Below are 13,697 nucleotides of genomic sequence, written 5' to 3' on the forward strand. Positions count from 1 at the left end.
GTCTTTGAAAACGGATTCGAATTCCGTCTGACAAGTTACCGGGTGCCGGGGCGCCGGGTCACCCGGGTACGGGGTTCCTCCGGTTCCTGCGGCTGGGGGATCAGCGCTTCCGGTATCGTCAGGCTCGAATAGACGCGGTTGCGGCCGTTCTTTTTCGCCATGTAGAGAAGCTGGTCGGCGGCGTTGAGCTGGTTTCCGAAGGTCTCGCGCTCCTCCATTTCCATGACGCCGATGGAGATGGTCACCGATATGTCCTTGTCCTGCACCGGGATGCTGGTGGTCTGGACGCGGCTGCGTACCTGCTCGCAGAAGGAATGGGCCTGGAAGGCATTGGTATCCTTCATGTAGATTGCGAACTCTTCGCCGCCGAGGCGGGCGGCGAGGTATCGCTTGTCGATGGTCATCTCCTTGAGGGTGCTGGCAAGACGCTTCAGCACCTGGTCCCCGGCCTCATGGCCGTAGGTATCGTTGACCGATTTGAAATGGTCGATGTCGAGGATGGCAACCGCGTCGTTTGCCGGTGCAGGCTCCAGGGGCGGGTTCTTCTCGAAGAAGAAGCGGCGGTTTGCGAGGCCCGTCAGGTGATCTCGCTCCGCCAGGTAACGCAGCCGCTTCAGCTGGGTCAGCGTTTCGACATTGTTGTCGATGCGGCATTGCAGCTCTTCCGGGACGAAGGGACGGTAGATGAAATCCGACGCGCCGGCCTTCAGGAAGCTTGCGGAAAGTCCTCGGTCGGACGAGGACGAAACGCCGATGATGCGCAGTTCGTCCGAAGGCCGGGTTGCGCGAATGCGCCTCGTCAGCTCGTGTCCGTCCATGTCGGGCATGTTGTAGTCGGTGATGACCAGTTCGATCGATGGGTTGTCGGCAAGCATGTCCAGGGCCTCCTTGCCGGAAAGGGCTTCGAGGACACGGAAGTTCTGCCGCTGCATGATCTCGACCAGACCGGAGCGGGCCCATCTCGCGTCATCGACGACGAGAACGGAAAAGGCGCCGTTGGTCAGGATGCGGTTCACGGTCCTGACGACCGTATCGACCGTCGTGTTGTCGCTCTTGACGATATAGTCGATGATCTTCCGCTCGGTGTAGCGGATCGTAGCGTCCGTCTCGGAGGTTGCCGTGAAGACGATCGTCGGAAGCGCGTATTCGGCAAGCAGGGCAAGAATCTCGCCGTTGGGCGCGTCAGGCAGATTGAGGCCGGTCAGGGCCAGGGTGAACTTCTGCCCCGCCAGTAGCATGCGGGCTTGAGCCAGGCTCGCACAGCAAAAGGTCCTGCCGGCAGTCTCCCGCTCGATCCGCTGTCGCAGCAAGGCCGAAAGGGCGGCGGAATCCTCGACAATAAGGATGTCATTCGATGATTGCAGGTTCGGAAAGTCCGAGTCGGGCCGATTTCCGGTGCCGTCATTCATTCGATTGCCTAAACGCTGTTCCTGTTGGCCGGGAAGAATATGCCCGATGGATTACCATTCTCTTAGAATCTAAACCTATGTTTGCGTCCAAAATCTCGTAGTCCCGTGTCGGTTGCCAAGTCACGGGGGCCGGCGACGACCGTCGCCCCGGCACCCATCGATTTCATCGAACGTTCCCTTCGAAAGAATAGCATTTGCGCCAAGCAAGCCCGATAACTATCTGACGGGCATCAACGAATGGATTTTTGCAAGATGGAACTCGGGCTTCATACTTTTGGCGATGTCGATGCCGCGGCGCTGGACAAGGGCGCGGAAGGCGCAAGGCGGATCAAGGATCTGCTGGAGGAGATCGCGCTTGCCGATCAGGTAGGGCTCGACGTGTTCGGGCTCGGCGAACACCACCGCCCGGATTATGTGGTCTCGTCGCCCTCCACCGTGCTTGCCGCGGCTGCCGCGATCACCAAAAACATCCGGCTGACCAGCGCCGTCTCGGTGCTCTCGTCCGACGACCCGGTGCGGGTTTTCCAGCAATTTTCGACCGTCGATCTCATTTCGAACGGAAGAGCGGAGATCATGGCAGGCCGCGGTTCGTTCATCGAATCCTATCCGCTGTTCGGCTACGACCTCGGCGACTATGACGAACTGTTCACCGAAAAGCTCGACCTGCTGCTCGCCATCCGCGACGAGGAGATCGTCACCTGGCAGGGTGAGAAGCGCGCGCCGATCAACGGTCGCGGCGTCTATCCGCGTCCGTTGCAGAAGGAACTGCCGATCTGGATCGCCGTCGGCGGCACGCCGCAATCGGTAGCGCGGGCAGGGGCCATGGGTCTGCCGCTCGCGGTCGCCATCATCGGCGGCGAATATCCGCGCTTCGCCCCCTTCTTCAACCTCTACCGCGAGGCCGCCCGCCGCGCCGGCCAGGATCCGGCCAAGCTGAAGACCAGCATCAACGTGCACGGCTTCATCGCCGATACGACCGAGGCGGCGGCCGACCAGTTCTACGGCCCGCAGGCGGAGGTGATGAACCGCATCGGCCGCGAACGCGGCTGGGGGCCGACCAACCGGGCGCATTTCGACGAGGCGCGCTCGACGCTCGGCAATCTCTTCCTCGGCGAGCCGGAACTGGTGGCCGAAAAGATCATCGCCGCCCACAAGGTGTTCGGCATGGACCGGTTCCTGCTGCAGATGGCGATCGGCCCGATGCCGCATGACCAGGTGATGCGCGGCATCGAGCTCTACGGCACGAAAGTGGCGCCGCTGGTCAGAAAAGAACTGGGGCCGTCAGAAAAGAATTGACGGGCTCGGCCGATGGCGCGAAACCGGCGCCTGATCGAGACAGGACGCGTTAGGACGTTAGGCAGACCATGGTTATCTCCACCGAAGACGAACTGGCCAAGCTGAAGGAGATCGGCAGGCTTTGCGCGCAGGCGATGGAGACCATGGCGAAGGCACTGGAGCCGGGCATCACCACCCGGGAGCTTGACGCGATCGGCCGCAAGTTCCTGGAGGACAACGGCGCGCAGTCGGCGCCGGAGACCTGCTACCAGTTTCCGGGCGCCACCTGCATCAGCGTCAACGAGGAAGTCGCCCACGGCATTCCGGGCGATCGGGTGATCCAGGCGGGCGACCTCGTCAATATCGACGTGTCGGCCGTCAAGGACGGTTTCTTCGGCGATACGGGCTCCTCCTACGCGGTGCCGCCGGTGAAGCGCGAGATCGAAAAACTCTGCCGCGACGGCCGCCGCGCACTCTGGACCGGTCTGCAGCAGGTCAAGGCCGGCAGGCCGCTTTCCGGCATCGGCAATGCGATCGGGACCTTCGCCAAGAAGAACCGTTATACGCTGATCACCAATCTTTCGAGCCACGGCATCGGGCTGACGCTGCATGACGAGCCGAAGGAAATCCCGACCTGGCCGGACCGCCACGAGACACGTTCGATGGAAGACGGGCTGGTCTTCACCGTCGAGCCTTTCCTGTCTCTCGGCGCCAACTGGGCCGAGGACGGCGGCAACGGCGATCCCTGGACGCTTTACAGCGATCCCAAGGCACCTACCGTGCAATACGAGCACACGATCGTCGCGACCCGAAACGGGCCGCTGATCCTGACGCTTGCGGATTAAGCAAAGACTTCTGTCGTTACGGAAAAATGCTGCCGTTACGGCAGATCGGTCAGTTGTGTTTGTTGCCGGCAGACACGGCATCGACACGACGATAGAAGGCGTCGGTACGCTCTGTCTGAAGGTTTCCAAGCATCTGGCGCGTATGGACGCGGGCCGCGCTCTGCAGCAATTGTGCAAAAGCGGCGTAACCGACGGAGTCGGCCTGGCGAAGCTGGGTGATCAACGGATCGACGAGTACTTCGGATAGGGTCAGGTCATGTTCCATGCGCATGCCTCCGCGCCCCGATGGCGATGGGTGAGAGATTGGCTGGCTTTCATGTCAGCAGCAAGACGATTTCCATCATGCACTGCACCAAATCGTCGCGGCACATGCACGATCGCTTGTATACCGATCCATCATTCCGGTGCATCGCTGCAATGAAAATTCCTTATTTGCCGCAACCGGGCGCGGCTGCGATAACCGTGCCATGCTGCAGATCAATACGAGTTATTCGCACCGCCCCCTGCTGATCGGCTTTGCCGGCTCGATCGCCATGGCGGCGGCGATGGGTTTCGGGCGCTTCTTCTACACGCCGATCCTGCCCGGCATGATGACGGGCATCCCCCTTTCGGCAGCCGACGCAGGGTATATCGCCGCGGGTAATTTTGCCGGCTACCTCGCAGGTGCCATCCTGTCGGCCTATGGCTGGGCGGCCGGGCGCGAGCGCAAGGTGGCGCTCGGCGGGCTTCTGGCGACCGCGATCCTGCTCGCTGCCATGGCTGCGACGAACTCCGTCGTCGCCTTCATCGTCATCCGGTTTCTAGCAGGGCTTGCGAGCGCGCTTGCGATGATCTTCACCTCGTCGATCGTGCTGCCCTATGCGGTCGGCCGCGACAATGTGAACGTCCTGCATTTCGGCGGTGTCGGGCTCGGCATCGCGCTCTCCTCGGCGCTGGTCTTCGTCGTCAACGCGATGGCCGGCGATGGCGCCCATGGATGGCGCATGAACTGGCTTGCCGGTGCGGCGATCGTGCTCATCGTGCTCGCCGTCGTCGCCTGGATCCTGCCGAAACAGGCGATCGGCACCGGCTCAGTGGTCGAGCCGCCGCTTGAATGGCGCAGGCCGCTGGTGCTGCTCACCGCCTCCTATGGCCTGTTCGGCTTCGGCTACGTAATCACCGCGACCTTCCTCGTCACCATCGCGCGGATCGGCAATGCCGGCCCGATCGTCGAATTCCTGGCCTGGTTCCTGACCGGTTCGGCAGCCGCCGTCTCGCTCATCCTGTGGCGGCCGGTGGTCAATCGCTTCGGGCTCGCCAAGGCCTATACCGCAGCACTCGGGCTGCAGATGGTCGGGGTGCTCGGTTCGGTCATGCTGCCGCCGACCGCCGGCGCGATTGTCGGAGGGCTGCTGCTCGGCGTCACCTTCATGGTGATCACGGCCTACGGGCTGCAGATCGGCCGGAAACTCTCGCCTGAAAGCCCGCGCCGGGCGCTCGCCTCGGCCACCGCCGCCTTCGGCACCGGCCAGATCATCGGCCCGCTTGTGGCCGGCTGGATCGCTGAAGCAAGCGGCGGCAGTTTTGTCGCCCCGACGCTGATCGCGGCGGCGGCGCTTGTCGTCTGCGTCCTGCTCGCACTCCCGGTTGCGCGCAGCACCTCCGAATAATCCCACGGTTACAATTACGTAACCACGGAACGCGGCCATTGCCGCTCCCTTGGAACTGCCTTAGTTTCCGGCTCAATAGTCGTTCCGACATCCCGTCGACTCGAACTCAGGAAAGCCCAAGCTCCGTGTTCCACTCATTCTTTCCCCGACCTAAACTGTTCTTCACTTCTGCTGCGATCTGGACACTGATCTGTATTCTTGTCTGGTATACGGTTGGGCCGCAGATTGGGGCGGCAGTTGGGTTGCCGCCGCTTGCAGAGGGCGTGCAGCCACCAGTTGGGCTGGGCTTCTTTTTCACATCGGACAATCTTTGGTTCTATTTGTATTTCACGATCTTCGTGGTGCTCTTCGGTTCAACTTGGAAGCTGATCGAGCGGGATCATCCGTGGGCGAACTGGTCAATTTGGGGCTCCGCTTTCATCATTTTTATCGCGTACTTCAGCGTCCAGATATCCGTCGCCGTCAACAATTGGCGTGGCCCCTTCTTCGATCTCCTGCAGCGCGCACTGGCCCGAGAACCGGGCATTACGGCGTGGCAGTTCTATGATTTCCAACTCCGCTTCTTCGAGATAGGTTTCGTCGGGGTCGTTCTCAGCGTCGTAACCGCCTTTTTCACCAACCACTACGTATTTCGCTGGCGCACCGCGATGAACGACTACTACATGTCGAAATGGGACAAGCTCCGTCACATCGAAGGAGCCTCGCAACGTGTGCAGGAAGACACAATGCGATTTGCCAATATTCTCGAAGGACTAGGCGTGGCCCTCATCAACTCCGTGATGACGCTGGTGGTCTTTCTGCCCCTGTTGTTCAATATGTCCCAACATGTCAGCGATCTTCCCATCATAGGCGCCATTCCCCATGCGCTTTTCTGGCTTGCCATTATCTGGTCACTGTTCGGCACCGGCCTTCTGGCGCTTGCCGGCATCAAGCTTCCGGGGCTGAATTTCCGTAACCAGCGCGTCGAGGCGGCGTACCGCAAGGAGTTGGTCTATGGTGAGGACCATGTGGATCGCGCCGATCCGATCACCATACGTGAACTGTTCGGCAACGTGCGGCGCAACTATTTCCGAATGTACTGGCACTATCTCTATTTCAACGTCGCACGTTATTCGTTTGGCCAGTTGGACGCGATCTTTCTTATGTTTATCTTGGTGCCGACTTTCGTCGCCGGCCGTATTACGCTCGGCATCTGGCAACAGATTTCCACCGCCTTCGGCCAAGTCAGTGACAGCTTCCAATATCTTGTGAGCTATTGGTCGACGATCATCGAACTGCTCTCCATCCACAAGCGCCTCAAGGCCTTTGAAGCGGCCATCGACGATCAGCCCCTGCCGACCATCGACCAGCATTACCTGGAGCGGGAAGCCGAAGCCGGCGAGCTGGCGGCCGACAAGCCCTATTGATTTGGGTAACAGGTCTTAGGACAGCATTTTTGGCCGCGCCGGACATCTTGTCCGGCGCGGTTTTGGTTTGGGAATGGGGCAGGCTGTGTCGAGTATATGGGAGGTAGGTGGTTCTGCCTGCCCCGACCGTTTCCTGCAGCTTTTCGGGAGTTGTCAGTTCCCGTTCCACCACGTTCGACAGCCATCACCGGAAACCGGGTCCGAAACCCCTTGGAGGAGAATGCCGGTTCGCGAACCCGGTTTCCCATCCGATGACGGGTCGATTATGGAGCGGGTTTCGGGAGGCGGGGACGGACGGGGACGTGAATGCGGGTAAGGGGTTGATGAGGCTGGGCTGGTTTTTGTGGGCAGGGAAAATCGTCCCCCGGCAAAGACCCCTCCCGGCCTGCCGGCCACCCTCCCCACAAGGGGGAGGGAGATATGCCGTGCGCTCACCGTTCTCCATCATGGGCATGGATGTTTCCGAAGATGACGAGGTCATATCTTCGATCGCGAAAGTGCCCAGAGGCCGATGTTCGAGGTTGATAGTTTGGCGCCCGCATAGCGGCTTGGTCTCCCTCCCCCTTGTGGGGAGGGTGGCCGGCAGGCCGGGAGGGGTCTTTTACTCCCAAACTCTCAGGCCTATCGAAACTCTACAGCCCTGACGCCACCCGCGGTTTCTCCCGTTCGCGGATTAGCCTGATCGCCTCCGGATAACTCACGCAGGCGACGTCTTGCTTGCCGCAGACTTCGGTCACCAGCCGTTCCATCGCCCGCCAATAGGCGCCGCCGTTCATTTCGACGAAATGCAGGCCGATCTGGAGGGGGATGCGGTCGCCGTCATATTCCTTGTCGAAGGCGGCCTTGAAGGCGGAGTAGGCGCGTTCCTCGAATTCGGCGGAACTGCTCGGATTGTCGATGCCGCCGGAATGGCGGATGAAGAGGTTGTAGTCCATGGCGATGATCGGCCGACCCGCCGGGCCTTCCGGGATAAGCGGCAGCCCGAAGCGGATGAGGCCGCCCTTTTCCTCCGGCATCATCGGTCCCTTGGTGACGAGGCTGGCGTCATAACGGATGCCGGCCCGTCTTTCGGCTTCGACCAGGCCGGGACCGATGGAAAAATAGGGAGCGCGGAAACCGGTGATCCCGGTCGCGACGAAATTCCTCCAGCCGGCAGGTTCCTCCGATCCGGCGCCGACGGTCTTCCAGGCATCGGTCAGCACGTCATGGAAGGTGCTGAACTCGGCGGTCCAATCGGCAGCCGTCCAGTCCTTGCCGTCGAAATGACCGCAGGTATGGCTGGAAATATCGTGGCCTTCGAGATGCGCCTGCCAGACATGGCCTAGCCTTTCGCGGGCCTCTGCAGCCGTCTGGGCAAAACCGATATTCGATTTGCCGGGTTTCTCGTTCGGCCCCTGATAGCTTTTGGCATTGGCGCGCTCGATGACCAGCGTGCAGGAGAGGAAATAGGTGAAATGGGCATTGGTGCGCCGGGCGAGATCGCGGCTGCGCTGCCAGAGATTGTTGGCGCCGGCGCCGTCGAAGGAGACCATCACCAGCTGTTTCGGCTTGCCAGAGGTATTGTCCGCTGCATTGGCTGCGAGGGGCGCGGCGAGAAGACAGAGGAAGAGGGGAAGGGCAAGTGGACGCATCGGGCACCTGAATCATGGCGGAGGGCAGCCGGCTTTGTGGCCGCTGAATGAGGCAAAGCTTTGAGCGGTCGGGTTTAAGTGCGGATTCCTGCCAAAAGGCGCCAACGAGCGTTCCCGGGCGGGTGTTTTTCGGCTTGCGCTCACCGTCCTGGCAAAACCGGCGCCCACTTTTGCGCGACAGTCGTTAAGGGGGGCCTTACATCTCAGGGAAAATAGGCTAGAAGGCGCTTTTCCGCATGATGGGCCGGTTGGGCCGGAGACTTTGATGGCGCAGGACGACGACAGTTTTATTCGCGAAGTGAACGAGGAACTTCGCTCCGATCAGTTCAGGGGGGCATGGCAGCGTTACGGCAGGATCGTGATCGGTGTGGCCGTGCTGATCGTCGTCGGTACGGCGGGCTACCGCGGTTACGAGTACTGGGACACGCATAATTCCTCGCAGTCCGGCGACCGTTTCCTGGCAGCCTTGAAGCTTGCTTCGGAAAACAAGAACGACGAAGCGCTCGCCGCCTTCGAAGCACTCGAAAAGGACGGCACCGGTGCTTATCCCGTGCTCGCCAAGCTGCGCGCCGGCTCGGTGCAGCAGTCCAAGGGTGATGCAGCCGGGGCGATCGCCACCTTCTCGGCAATCGGCAAGGACAATGCAGCGCCGCAGGCGATGCGCGACCTTGCCAGAATGCGTGCCGCATGGCTCCTGATCGACAACGGCACTTATGAACAGGTGGCCGCCGAGGTGCAGCCGATGGCGGTGCCGGCCAATCCGCTTGCCAATTCCGCCCGCGAGGCGCTTGGTCTTGCCGCCTACAAGGCCGGCAACTTCGCGCAAGCCAAGGAATGGTTCCAGCAGATTGCCAATGATGCCTCTGCGCCGCGTAACGTCGCCAACCGCGCGCAGATCATGCTCGACAACATCGCCTCTTCAGGCAAGGCGCCCTGACGGTTTTCGCCCAGGGCTTTAAGGATACAGAATGAGCTTCACCGTCGCCATCGTCGGACGCCCGAATGTCGGCAAGTCCACGCTTTTCAATCGTCTGGTTGGAAAGAAGCTGGCGCTTGTCGACGACACGCCGGGCGTCACCCGCGACCGCCGTCCGGGCGACGCGAAGCTCATCGACCTCAAATTCACGATCATCGATACCGCCGGTCTCGAAGAGGCGGGACCCGAGACGCTCGAAGGCCGCATGCGTGCCCAGACCGAGGCCGCGGTCGACGATGCCGACCTGACGCTGTTCGTGGTCGACGCGAAGTCGGGCCTGACGCCGCTCGACAAGACCTTCGGCGAGCTTCTGCGCCGCAGCGGCAAGCCGGTCGTGCTGGTCGCCAACAAGTCGGAAGCGCGCGGTTCCGACGCCGGTTTCTACGATGCCTATACGCTGGGTCTCGGAGAGCCGGTGCCGATCTCGGCCGAACACGGCCAGGGCATGATCGACCTGCGCGACGCGATCGTCGAGGCGCTCGGCGAGGAGCGGGCGTTTCCGGAAGACGATGACGAGGCGGAGACCAATATCGACGTCCGGGATTCCGATTTTGCGGACGAGGGCGCGGACGAGGCCGAGCCGGAATACGACGAGACCAAGCCGCTGCGTGTCGCCATCATCGGCCGCCCGAATGCCGGCAAGTCGACGCTGATCAACCGGTTCCTCGGCGAGGACCGTCTTTTGACCGGACCGGAAGCGGGCATCACCCGCGACAGTATCTCGGTCGAATGGGAATGGCGCGACCGCACCATCAAGATGTTCGACACCGCCGGCATGCGCAAGAAGGCACGTGTCCAGGAGAAGCTCGAAAAACTCTCGGTTGCCGATGCGCTGCGCTCGATCCGTTTCGCCGAGACGGTGGTGATCGTTTTCGATGCCACCATTCCCTTCGAAAAGCAGGACCTGCAGCTCGTCGACCTGGTGCTGCGCGAGGGCCGGGCCGCCGTGCTTGCCTTCAACAAGTGGGATCTGGTCGAGGATACGCAGGCGGTGCTCGCGGATCTGCGCGAAAAGACCGAGCGGCTGCTGCCGCAGGCGCGGGGGCTTCGCGCCGTGCCGATTTCCGGCCAGACCGGCTACGGGCTCGACAAGCTGATGCAGAGCATCATCGACACGGACAAGGTGTGGAACAAGCGCATCTCGACCGCCAGGCTCAACCGCTGGCTCGACGGCGTGCAGACCCAGCATCCGCCACCGGCCGTCTCCGGCCGCCGGCTGAAGCTGAAGTACATGACCCAGGTCAAAGCCCGCCCGCCGGCCTTCATGGTGTCCTGCACCAGGCCCGACGCGCTGCCGGAAAGCTACATCCGCTACCTGATCAACGGGTTGCGCGCCGATTTCGATATTCCGGGCGTGCCGATCCGCATGCATTTCAAGGCGGGTGAAAACCCGTTCGAGGGACGCAAGAAGAAGCGGTAAGGCATACTGCCCTCTTCTTCCCAGCGGGGAGAAGAGGGTGCCAAAAGCGAGCGACTACACCGCCGAAGGTCGAATTCCGCCGCGTGGGGCCGGCAGTTTCGGCCGCCCTTGGGCAATCAGCACATTGTTCAGGAACTGTTTCGAAGCCGCTTCCCAGGTGAACTTGCGGGCGAGCTGCCTTGCGTTTTCGCGCGAGCAGCCGAGCGCCGCAAGGCAGGCCTCGCGCAGGTCTTCGCTGAGCGCCCCGGCGCCCGAACCTTCCTCGATGATGTCGATCGGGCCGGTGACCGGGTAGGCGGCGACCGGCACGCCGCTGGCGAGCGCCTCGAGGATCGTGTTGCCGAACGTGTCGGTCTTCGAGGGGAAGACGAAGACGTCGGCCTGCGCATAGGCGCGGGCAAGATCCTCGCCGGTCTTCATGCCGGTGAACAGCACGTTCGGATAACGTCTCTGCAGATCGGCACGAGCCGGACCGTCGCCGACCACGACCTTGGAGCCGGGCAGGTCGAGATCGAGGAAAGCGGGCAGGTTCTTTTCCACCGCGACGCGGCCGACGGTCATGAAGATCGGGCGCGGCAGGTCGAAAGGACGCTCGTCGAGATCCATCGGATGGAACATGGTCTGGTCGATGCCGCGGCTCCAGCGCAAGAGGTTCTTGAGGCCGAGCTTGGCGAGTTCGCGCTCGAGGCTTGCGGTCGCCACCATGCAGCCATTGCCGGCATTGTGGAACCAGCGCACGAAGCCATGCAGCCAGCGGACCGGGATGGGGAAGCGCGCCGACACGTATTCCGGAAAACGGGTGTGATAGCTGGTCGAGAAGGGGATGTTGTTCTTGAGGCACCAGCGGCGGGCGAGCAGCCCGAGCGGACCTTCGGTGGCGATATGCACGGCGGTCGGCATCGACGCCTGGATAGCACTGGCGATCTGCCAGTAGGTGGCGACCGAGAGACGGATTTCCGGATAGGTGGGGCAGGGAACGCTGGTGAAATCCTGCGGCGTCACCATCGTCACGTCGACACCCATCTGAGCAAGTTCGCGGTTGGTATTCTCGATCGAACGGACGACGCCGTTCACCTGAGGGTACCAGGCATCCGTCACGATGGTTATTCTTGTCATGGAAGGCCGAACCCGGTTGCCGATCCGTCCACGACTCGCGCGTGACGGAGCGTTGTCGGCCCTCTATCGGAAAAGTTTGTTACAGGCTGATGAAGGGGGCTTATCGGGCGCCTCAGAGCGGAATTGCCGCGGATCGGGAAAGATGATATCCAATTGCTCCAAGGGAGATATCTCAGATGCCGCTTTTCGTTCGCGACGAGGAAATCGCCGAGATGACTGTCGAGCTGCAGGGGCTTTTGAAAGTCCCCACCAAGACCGAGGCTTTGCGCCAAGCCTTGCGCCACGAGTTGGAACGGGTCAGGGCAACGGTGCCGATCAAGGAACGGCTGGCAAAGGCGCGAGCCATGGCCGATGCGCTGGGGCCTTCCAATTCCGACTTCGATCAGAAGGCCTTCACCGACGACCTCTGGGACGATCTCTGATGTTTATCGATGCCTCGGTCATCGTTGCGATCCTGAAACCGGAAGGGGATGCCGATGAGCAGATGCGGCGGCTCGATGACGCGGGCGGGCCGTTCTACGTGTCCCCGCTCGTCAGAATGGAAGCCAGCCTTTCGCTGGCACGGGCCAAGGCAGAGGCTTTGGGCAAGGATAAAAGACCGACGCCGGAGATGGTCCAAGGCGCTGGCGCGGCAGTTGATGAGTTCATGATCGCGCTTGCCGCAGAAGAGATCGCGATCTCCTCGGAGATCGGTTTGGCGGCACGTGAGGCAGCGGTTCGTTACGGAAAGATCGTCGGCCACAAGGCCAAGCTCAATCTCGGCGACTGTTTCACTTATGCCTGTGCTTCCAGCATAGGGCAGAAGATCGCCTACAAGGGCGGGGATTTTATTCACACCGACATGGCGTGAGAGCGGAGATTGCCCATGATTACGTCGACAGTCGAGCTTCGCAATGTAGCCGGAACCGAGGCGGCTTTGGGGTGGGCCGGCAGCCATACGATCGTCGTCGATCGGCCGGAGGGCAAGGCCGGCGGGCGTAATCTCGGGTTCAACGGTGCGCAGCTTCTGGCGCTGGCGATCGGCGGGTGTTTCTGCAACGACCTCCGATATGCGGCGCACGAGATGAACATCGATATCGAGGATATCGCCGTCAGCGTCACCCTTCAGCTCGAGGGCGCGCCGCTGATCGCCGTCGGCGCCGAGCTCGACGTCATCTGTACCTCGGGCGATGGTGCCGACACCGAGGCCCTGATCGAACGCGCCAAAAGCGTCTGCACGGTCGCCAATTCGGTGATGCGCGGGTTTCCGGTGTCGTTCCGGGTTGCCGGCTGACCCTCGAGCGAGGGCAGCCGACGCCGGGGCGGTTAGTTGGCGGCGATGGTGAATTCCTGGTCGAAAGTCGAGGTCTGGCCGCCGCTCATGTCGTGGATCGTGTAGGTCAGGGTATATTTGCCAGCCGGAGCGCCCGTCAGGGTCAGGGTGAAATCCATGGAGAATTCCATGTTGGCGTTGTGGCTCTGCAGGACATTGGTGGAGAAGGCCTTCTGGTCGAGCATGACCTCGCCGTTCGCCGCCTTGATCTTCAGGTCCGACACGAAGTTGAGTTCGTACATGTCGTGGGGAAGCTCTTTCCACCCAAATCCGATCGGCTCGACATAGGTGATGACCTTTTCACCCGGCTTGAAAATGCTGGACTGCTTTTCCTGGTAGATGCCGTAGCCGGTGGAGGGCGCGGTGACGAAGGTCACCAGACGCTCCGTCAGGCCGAGCTTTCCCCATGCCTCATAGGTCTTCGTTTCGGCCTTGGTCAGGACGTCGATCGGAGCGGAGTGTGCGGCCGGGGAGAGGGCCAGCACGGTCAGGAAGGCAAGCGCGATACGCATTTTCTGTTCCTCGTTGGGAGCGATCGTTTCATCGATCCCAACCCTGTCACATAATGACTGAGAATTGATTTATGAGGCAGCGAGGAAATCAGCCGGACATTTTCGCCGGTTTCGGTCTCTGTCGCCGGTCGCTGTCGGCCATGTCT

14 protein-coding genes are annotated in these 13,697 nt (G+C 61.6%); 9 read left to right on the top strand and 5 right to left on the bottom strand.

The window, feature by feature from the left end:
- Positions 1–35: 35 nt before the first annotated feature.
- Positions 36–1,409, bottom strand: a complete 1,374-nt coding sequence (locus C5J26_RS02865; protein ID WP_105400424.1) for a diguanylate cyclase — start codon at positions 1,407–1,409, stop codon at positions 36–38.
- A 252-nt stretch (positions 1,410–1,661) separates the two neighbouring features.
- Between C5J26_RS02865 and C5J26_RS02870 the strand changes: the two genes are divergently transcribed.
- Both C5J26_RS02870 and map read left to right on the top strand, forming a co-directional pair.
- Positions 1,662–2,705 (top strand): LLM class flavin-dependent oxidoreductase, encoded by a 1,044-nt coding sequence (locus C5J26_RS02870; RefSeq protein WP_105400917.1) that lies wholly within the window; start codon positions 1,662–1,664, stop codon positions 2,703–2,705.
- Between the two features lie 68 nt (positions 2,706–2,773).
- Complete coding sequence (map, locus tag C5J26_RS02875) at positions 2,774–3,529, top strand: type I methionyl aminopeptidase (RefSeq protein ID WP_105400425.1); 756 nt, start codon at positions 2,774–2,776, stop codon at positions 3,527–3,529.
- 49 nt (positions 3,530–3,578) lie between these two features.
- Here the strand turns inward: map and C5J26_RS02880 are convergent, their stop codons facing one another.
- A complete protein-coding gene (locus C5J26_RS02880) occupies positions 3,579–3,794 on the bottom strand; it encodes a hypothetical protein (RefSeq protein WP_046632826.1) in 216 nt (71 codons plus the stop codon).
- Between the two features lie 202 nt (positions 3,795–3,996).
- Between C5J26_RS02880 and C5J26_RS02885 the strand changes: the two genes are divergently transcribed.
- Both C5J26_RS02885 and sbmA read left to right on the top strand, forming a co-directional pair.
- Positions 3,997–5,178, top strand: a complete 1,182-nt coding sequence (locus C5J26_RS02885) for a YbfB/YjiJ family MFS transporter (protein ID WP_105400426.1) — start codon at positions 3,997–3,999, stop codon at positions 5,176–5,178.
- 125 nt (positions 5,179–5,303) lie between these two features.
- Positions 5,304–6,584, top strand: a complete 1,281-nt coding sequence (gene sbmA, locus C5J26_RS02890) for a peptide antibiotic transporter SbmA (protein ID WP_105400427.1) — start codon at positions 5,304–5,306, stop codon at positions 6,582–6,584.
- A 632-nt stretch (positions 6,585–7,216) separates the two neighbouring features.
- Here the strand turns inward: sbmA and C5J26_RS02900 are convergent.
- Complete coding sequence (locus tag C5J26_RS02900; protein ID WP_105400429.1) at positions 7,217–8,215, bottom strand: polysaccharide deacetylase; 999 nt, start codon at positions 8,213–8,215, stop codon at positions 7,217–7,219.
- A 265-nt stretch (positions 8,216–8,480) separates the two neighbouring features.
- Here C5J26_RS02900 and C5J26_RS02905 point away from each other — a divergent pair, with 265 nt between their 5' ends.
- The gene (locus C5J26_RS02905) at positions 8,481–9,152 is read left to right on the top strand and encodes a tetratricopeptide repeat protein (RefSeq protein ID WP_046632833.1); all 672 of its coding nucleotides are present in this window, start codon (positions 8,481–8,483) and stop codon (positions 9,150–9,152) included.
- A 31-nt stretch (positions 9,153–9,183) separates the two neighbouring features.
- A complete protein-coding gene (der, locus tag C5J26_RS02910; protein WP_105400430.1) occupies positions 9,184–10,611 on the top strand; it encodes a ribosome biogenesis GTPase Der in 1,428 nt (475 codons plus the stop codon).
- Positions 10,612–10,665: 54 nt separating this feature from the next.
- Here der and C5J26_RS02915 read toward each other — a convergent pair whose 3' ends face one another.
- The gene (locus tag C5J26_RS02915) at positions 10,666–11,727 is read right to left on the bottom strand and encodes a glycosyltransferase family 1 protein (RefSeq protein WP_105400431.1); all 1,062 of its coding nucleotides are present in this window, start codon (positions 11,725–11,727) and stop codon (positions 10,666–10,668) included.
- Positions 11,728–11,903: 176 nt separating this feature from the next.
- Between C5J26_RS02915 and C5J26_RS02920 the strand changes: the two genes are divergently transcribed.
- Genes C5J26_RS02920 through C5J26_RS02930 form a run of 3 tightly spaced genes read left to right on the top strand, consistent with a single transcriptional unit; the run spans position 11,904 to position 13,000 of the window.
- Complete coding sequence (locus C5J26_RS02920; protein ID WP_046632839.1) at positions 11,904–12,149, top strand: type II toxin-antitoxin system VapB family antitoxin; 246 nt, start codon at positions 11,904–11,906, stop codon at positions 12,147–12,149.
- On the top strand, positions 12,146–12,577 hold the full coding sequence (locus C5J26_RS02925; RefSeq protein WP_046633727.1) for a type II toxin-antitoxin system VapC family toxin: 432 nt from the start codon (positions 12,146–12,148) through the stop codon (positions 12,575–12,577). The genes C5J26_RS02920 and C5J26_RS02925 overlap by 4 nt, the downstream gene beginning before the upstream one ends.
- A gap of 15 nt (positions 12,578–12,592) precedes the next feature.
- Entirely contained in the window at positions 12,593–13,000 is a 408-nt protein-coding gene (locus C5J26_RS02930) for an OsmC family protein (RefSeq protein WP_105400433.1), read from the top strand.
- A gap of 32 nt (positions 13,001–13,032) precedes the next feature.
- Here the strand turns inward: C5J26_RS02930 and C5J26_RS02935 are convergent, their stop codons facing one another.
- Positions 13,033–13,551, bottom strand: coding sequence for a hypothetical protein (locus C5J26_RS02935; protein ID WP_105400434.1), 519 nt, complete (start codon positions 13,549–13,551; stop codon positions 13,033–13,035).
- Positions 13,552–13,697 lie beyond the last annotated feature (146 nt).

This window comes from Neorhizobium sp. T7_12 (genome assembly GCF_002968535.1).
GTDB lineage: Bacteria > Pseudomonadota > Alphaproteobacteria > Rhizobiales > Rhizobiaceae > Neorhizobium > Neorhizobium tomejilense.

What these genes read in the sequence shown, in the direction of transcription:
- C5J26_RS02865 (WP_105400424.1), bottom strand. Translation starts at nt 1,409, where the DNA reads ATGAATGACGGCACCGGAAATCGGCCCGACTCGGACTTTCCGAACCTG.
- C5J26_RS02870 (WP_105400917.1), top strand. Translation starts at nt 1,662, where the DNA reads ATGGAACTCGGGCTTCATACTTTTGGCGATGTCGATGCCGCGGCGCTG.
- map (WP_105400425.1), top strand. Translation starts at nt 2,774, where the DNA reads ATGGTTATCTCCACCGAAGACGAACTGGCCAAGCTGAAGGAGATCGGC.
- C5J26_RS02880 (WP_046632826.1), bottom strand. Translation starts at nt 3,794, where the DNA reads ATGGAACATGACCTGACCCTATCCGAAGTACTCGTCGATCCGTTGATC.
- C5J26_RS02885 (WP_105400426.1), top strand. Translation starts at nt 3,997, where the DNA reads ATGCTGCAGATCAATACGAGTTATTCGCACCGCCCCCTGCTGATCGGC.
- C5J26_RS02900 (WP_105400429.1), bottom strand. Translation starts at nt 8,215, where the DNA reads ATGCGTCCACTTGCCCTTCCCCTCTTCCTCTGTCTTCTCGCCGCGCCC.
- C5J26_RS02905 (WP_046632833.1), top strand. Translation starts at nt 8,481, where the DNA reads ATGGCGCAGGACGACGACAGTTTTATTCGCGAAGTGAACGAGGAACTT.
- der (WP_105400430.1), top strand. Translation starts at nt 9,184, where the DNA reads ATGAGCTTCACCGTCGCCATCGTCGGACGCCCGAATGTCGGCAAGTCC.
- C5J26_RS02915 (WP_105400431.1), bottom strand. Translation starts at nt 11,727, where the DNA reads ATGACAAGAATAACCATCGTGACGGATGCCTGGTACCCTCAGGTGAAC.
- C5J26_RS02920 (WP_046632839.1), top strand. Translation starts at nt 11,904, where the DNA reads ATGCCGCTTTTCGTTCGCGACGAGGAAATCGCCGAGATGACTGTCGAG.
- C5J26_RS02930 (WP_105400433.1), top strand. Translation starts at nt 12,593, where the DNA reads ATGATTACGTCGACAGTCGAGCTTCGCAATGTAGCCGGAACCGAGGCG.
- C5J26_RS02935 (WP_105400434.1), bottom strand. Translation starts at nt 13,551, where the DNA reads ATGCGTATCGCGCTTGCCTTCCTGACCGTGCTGGCCCTCTCCCCGGCC.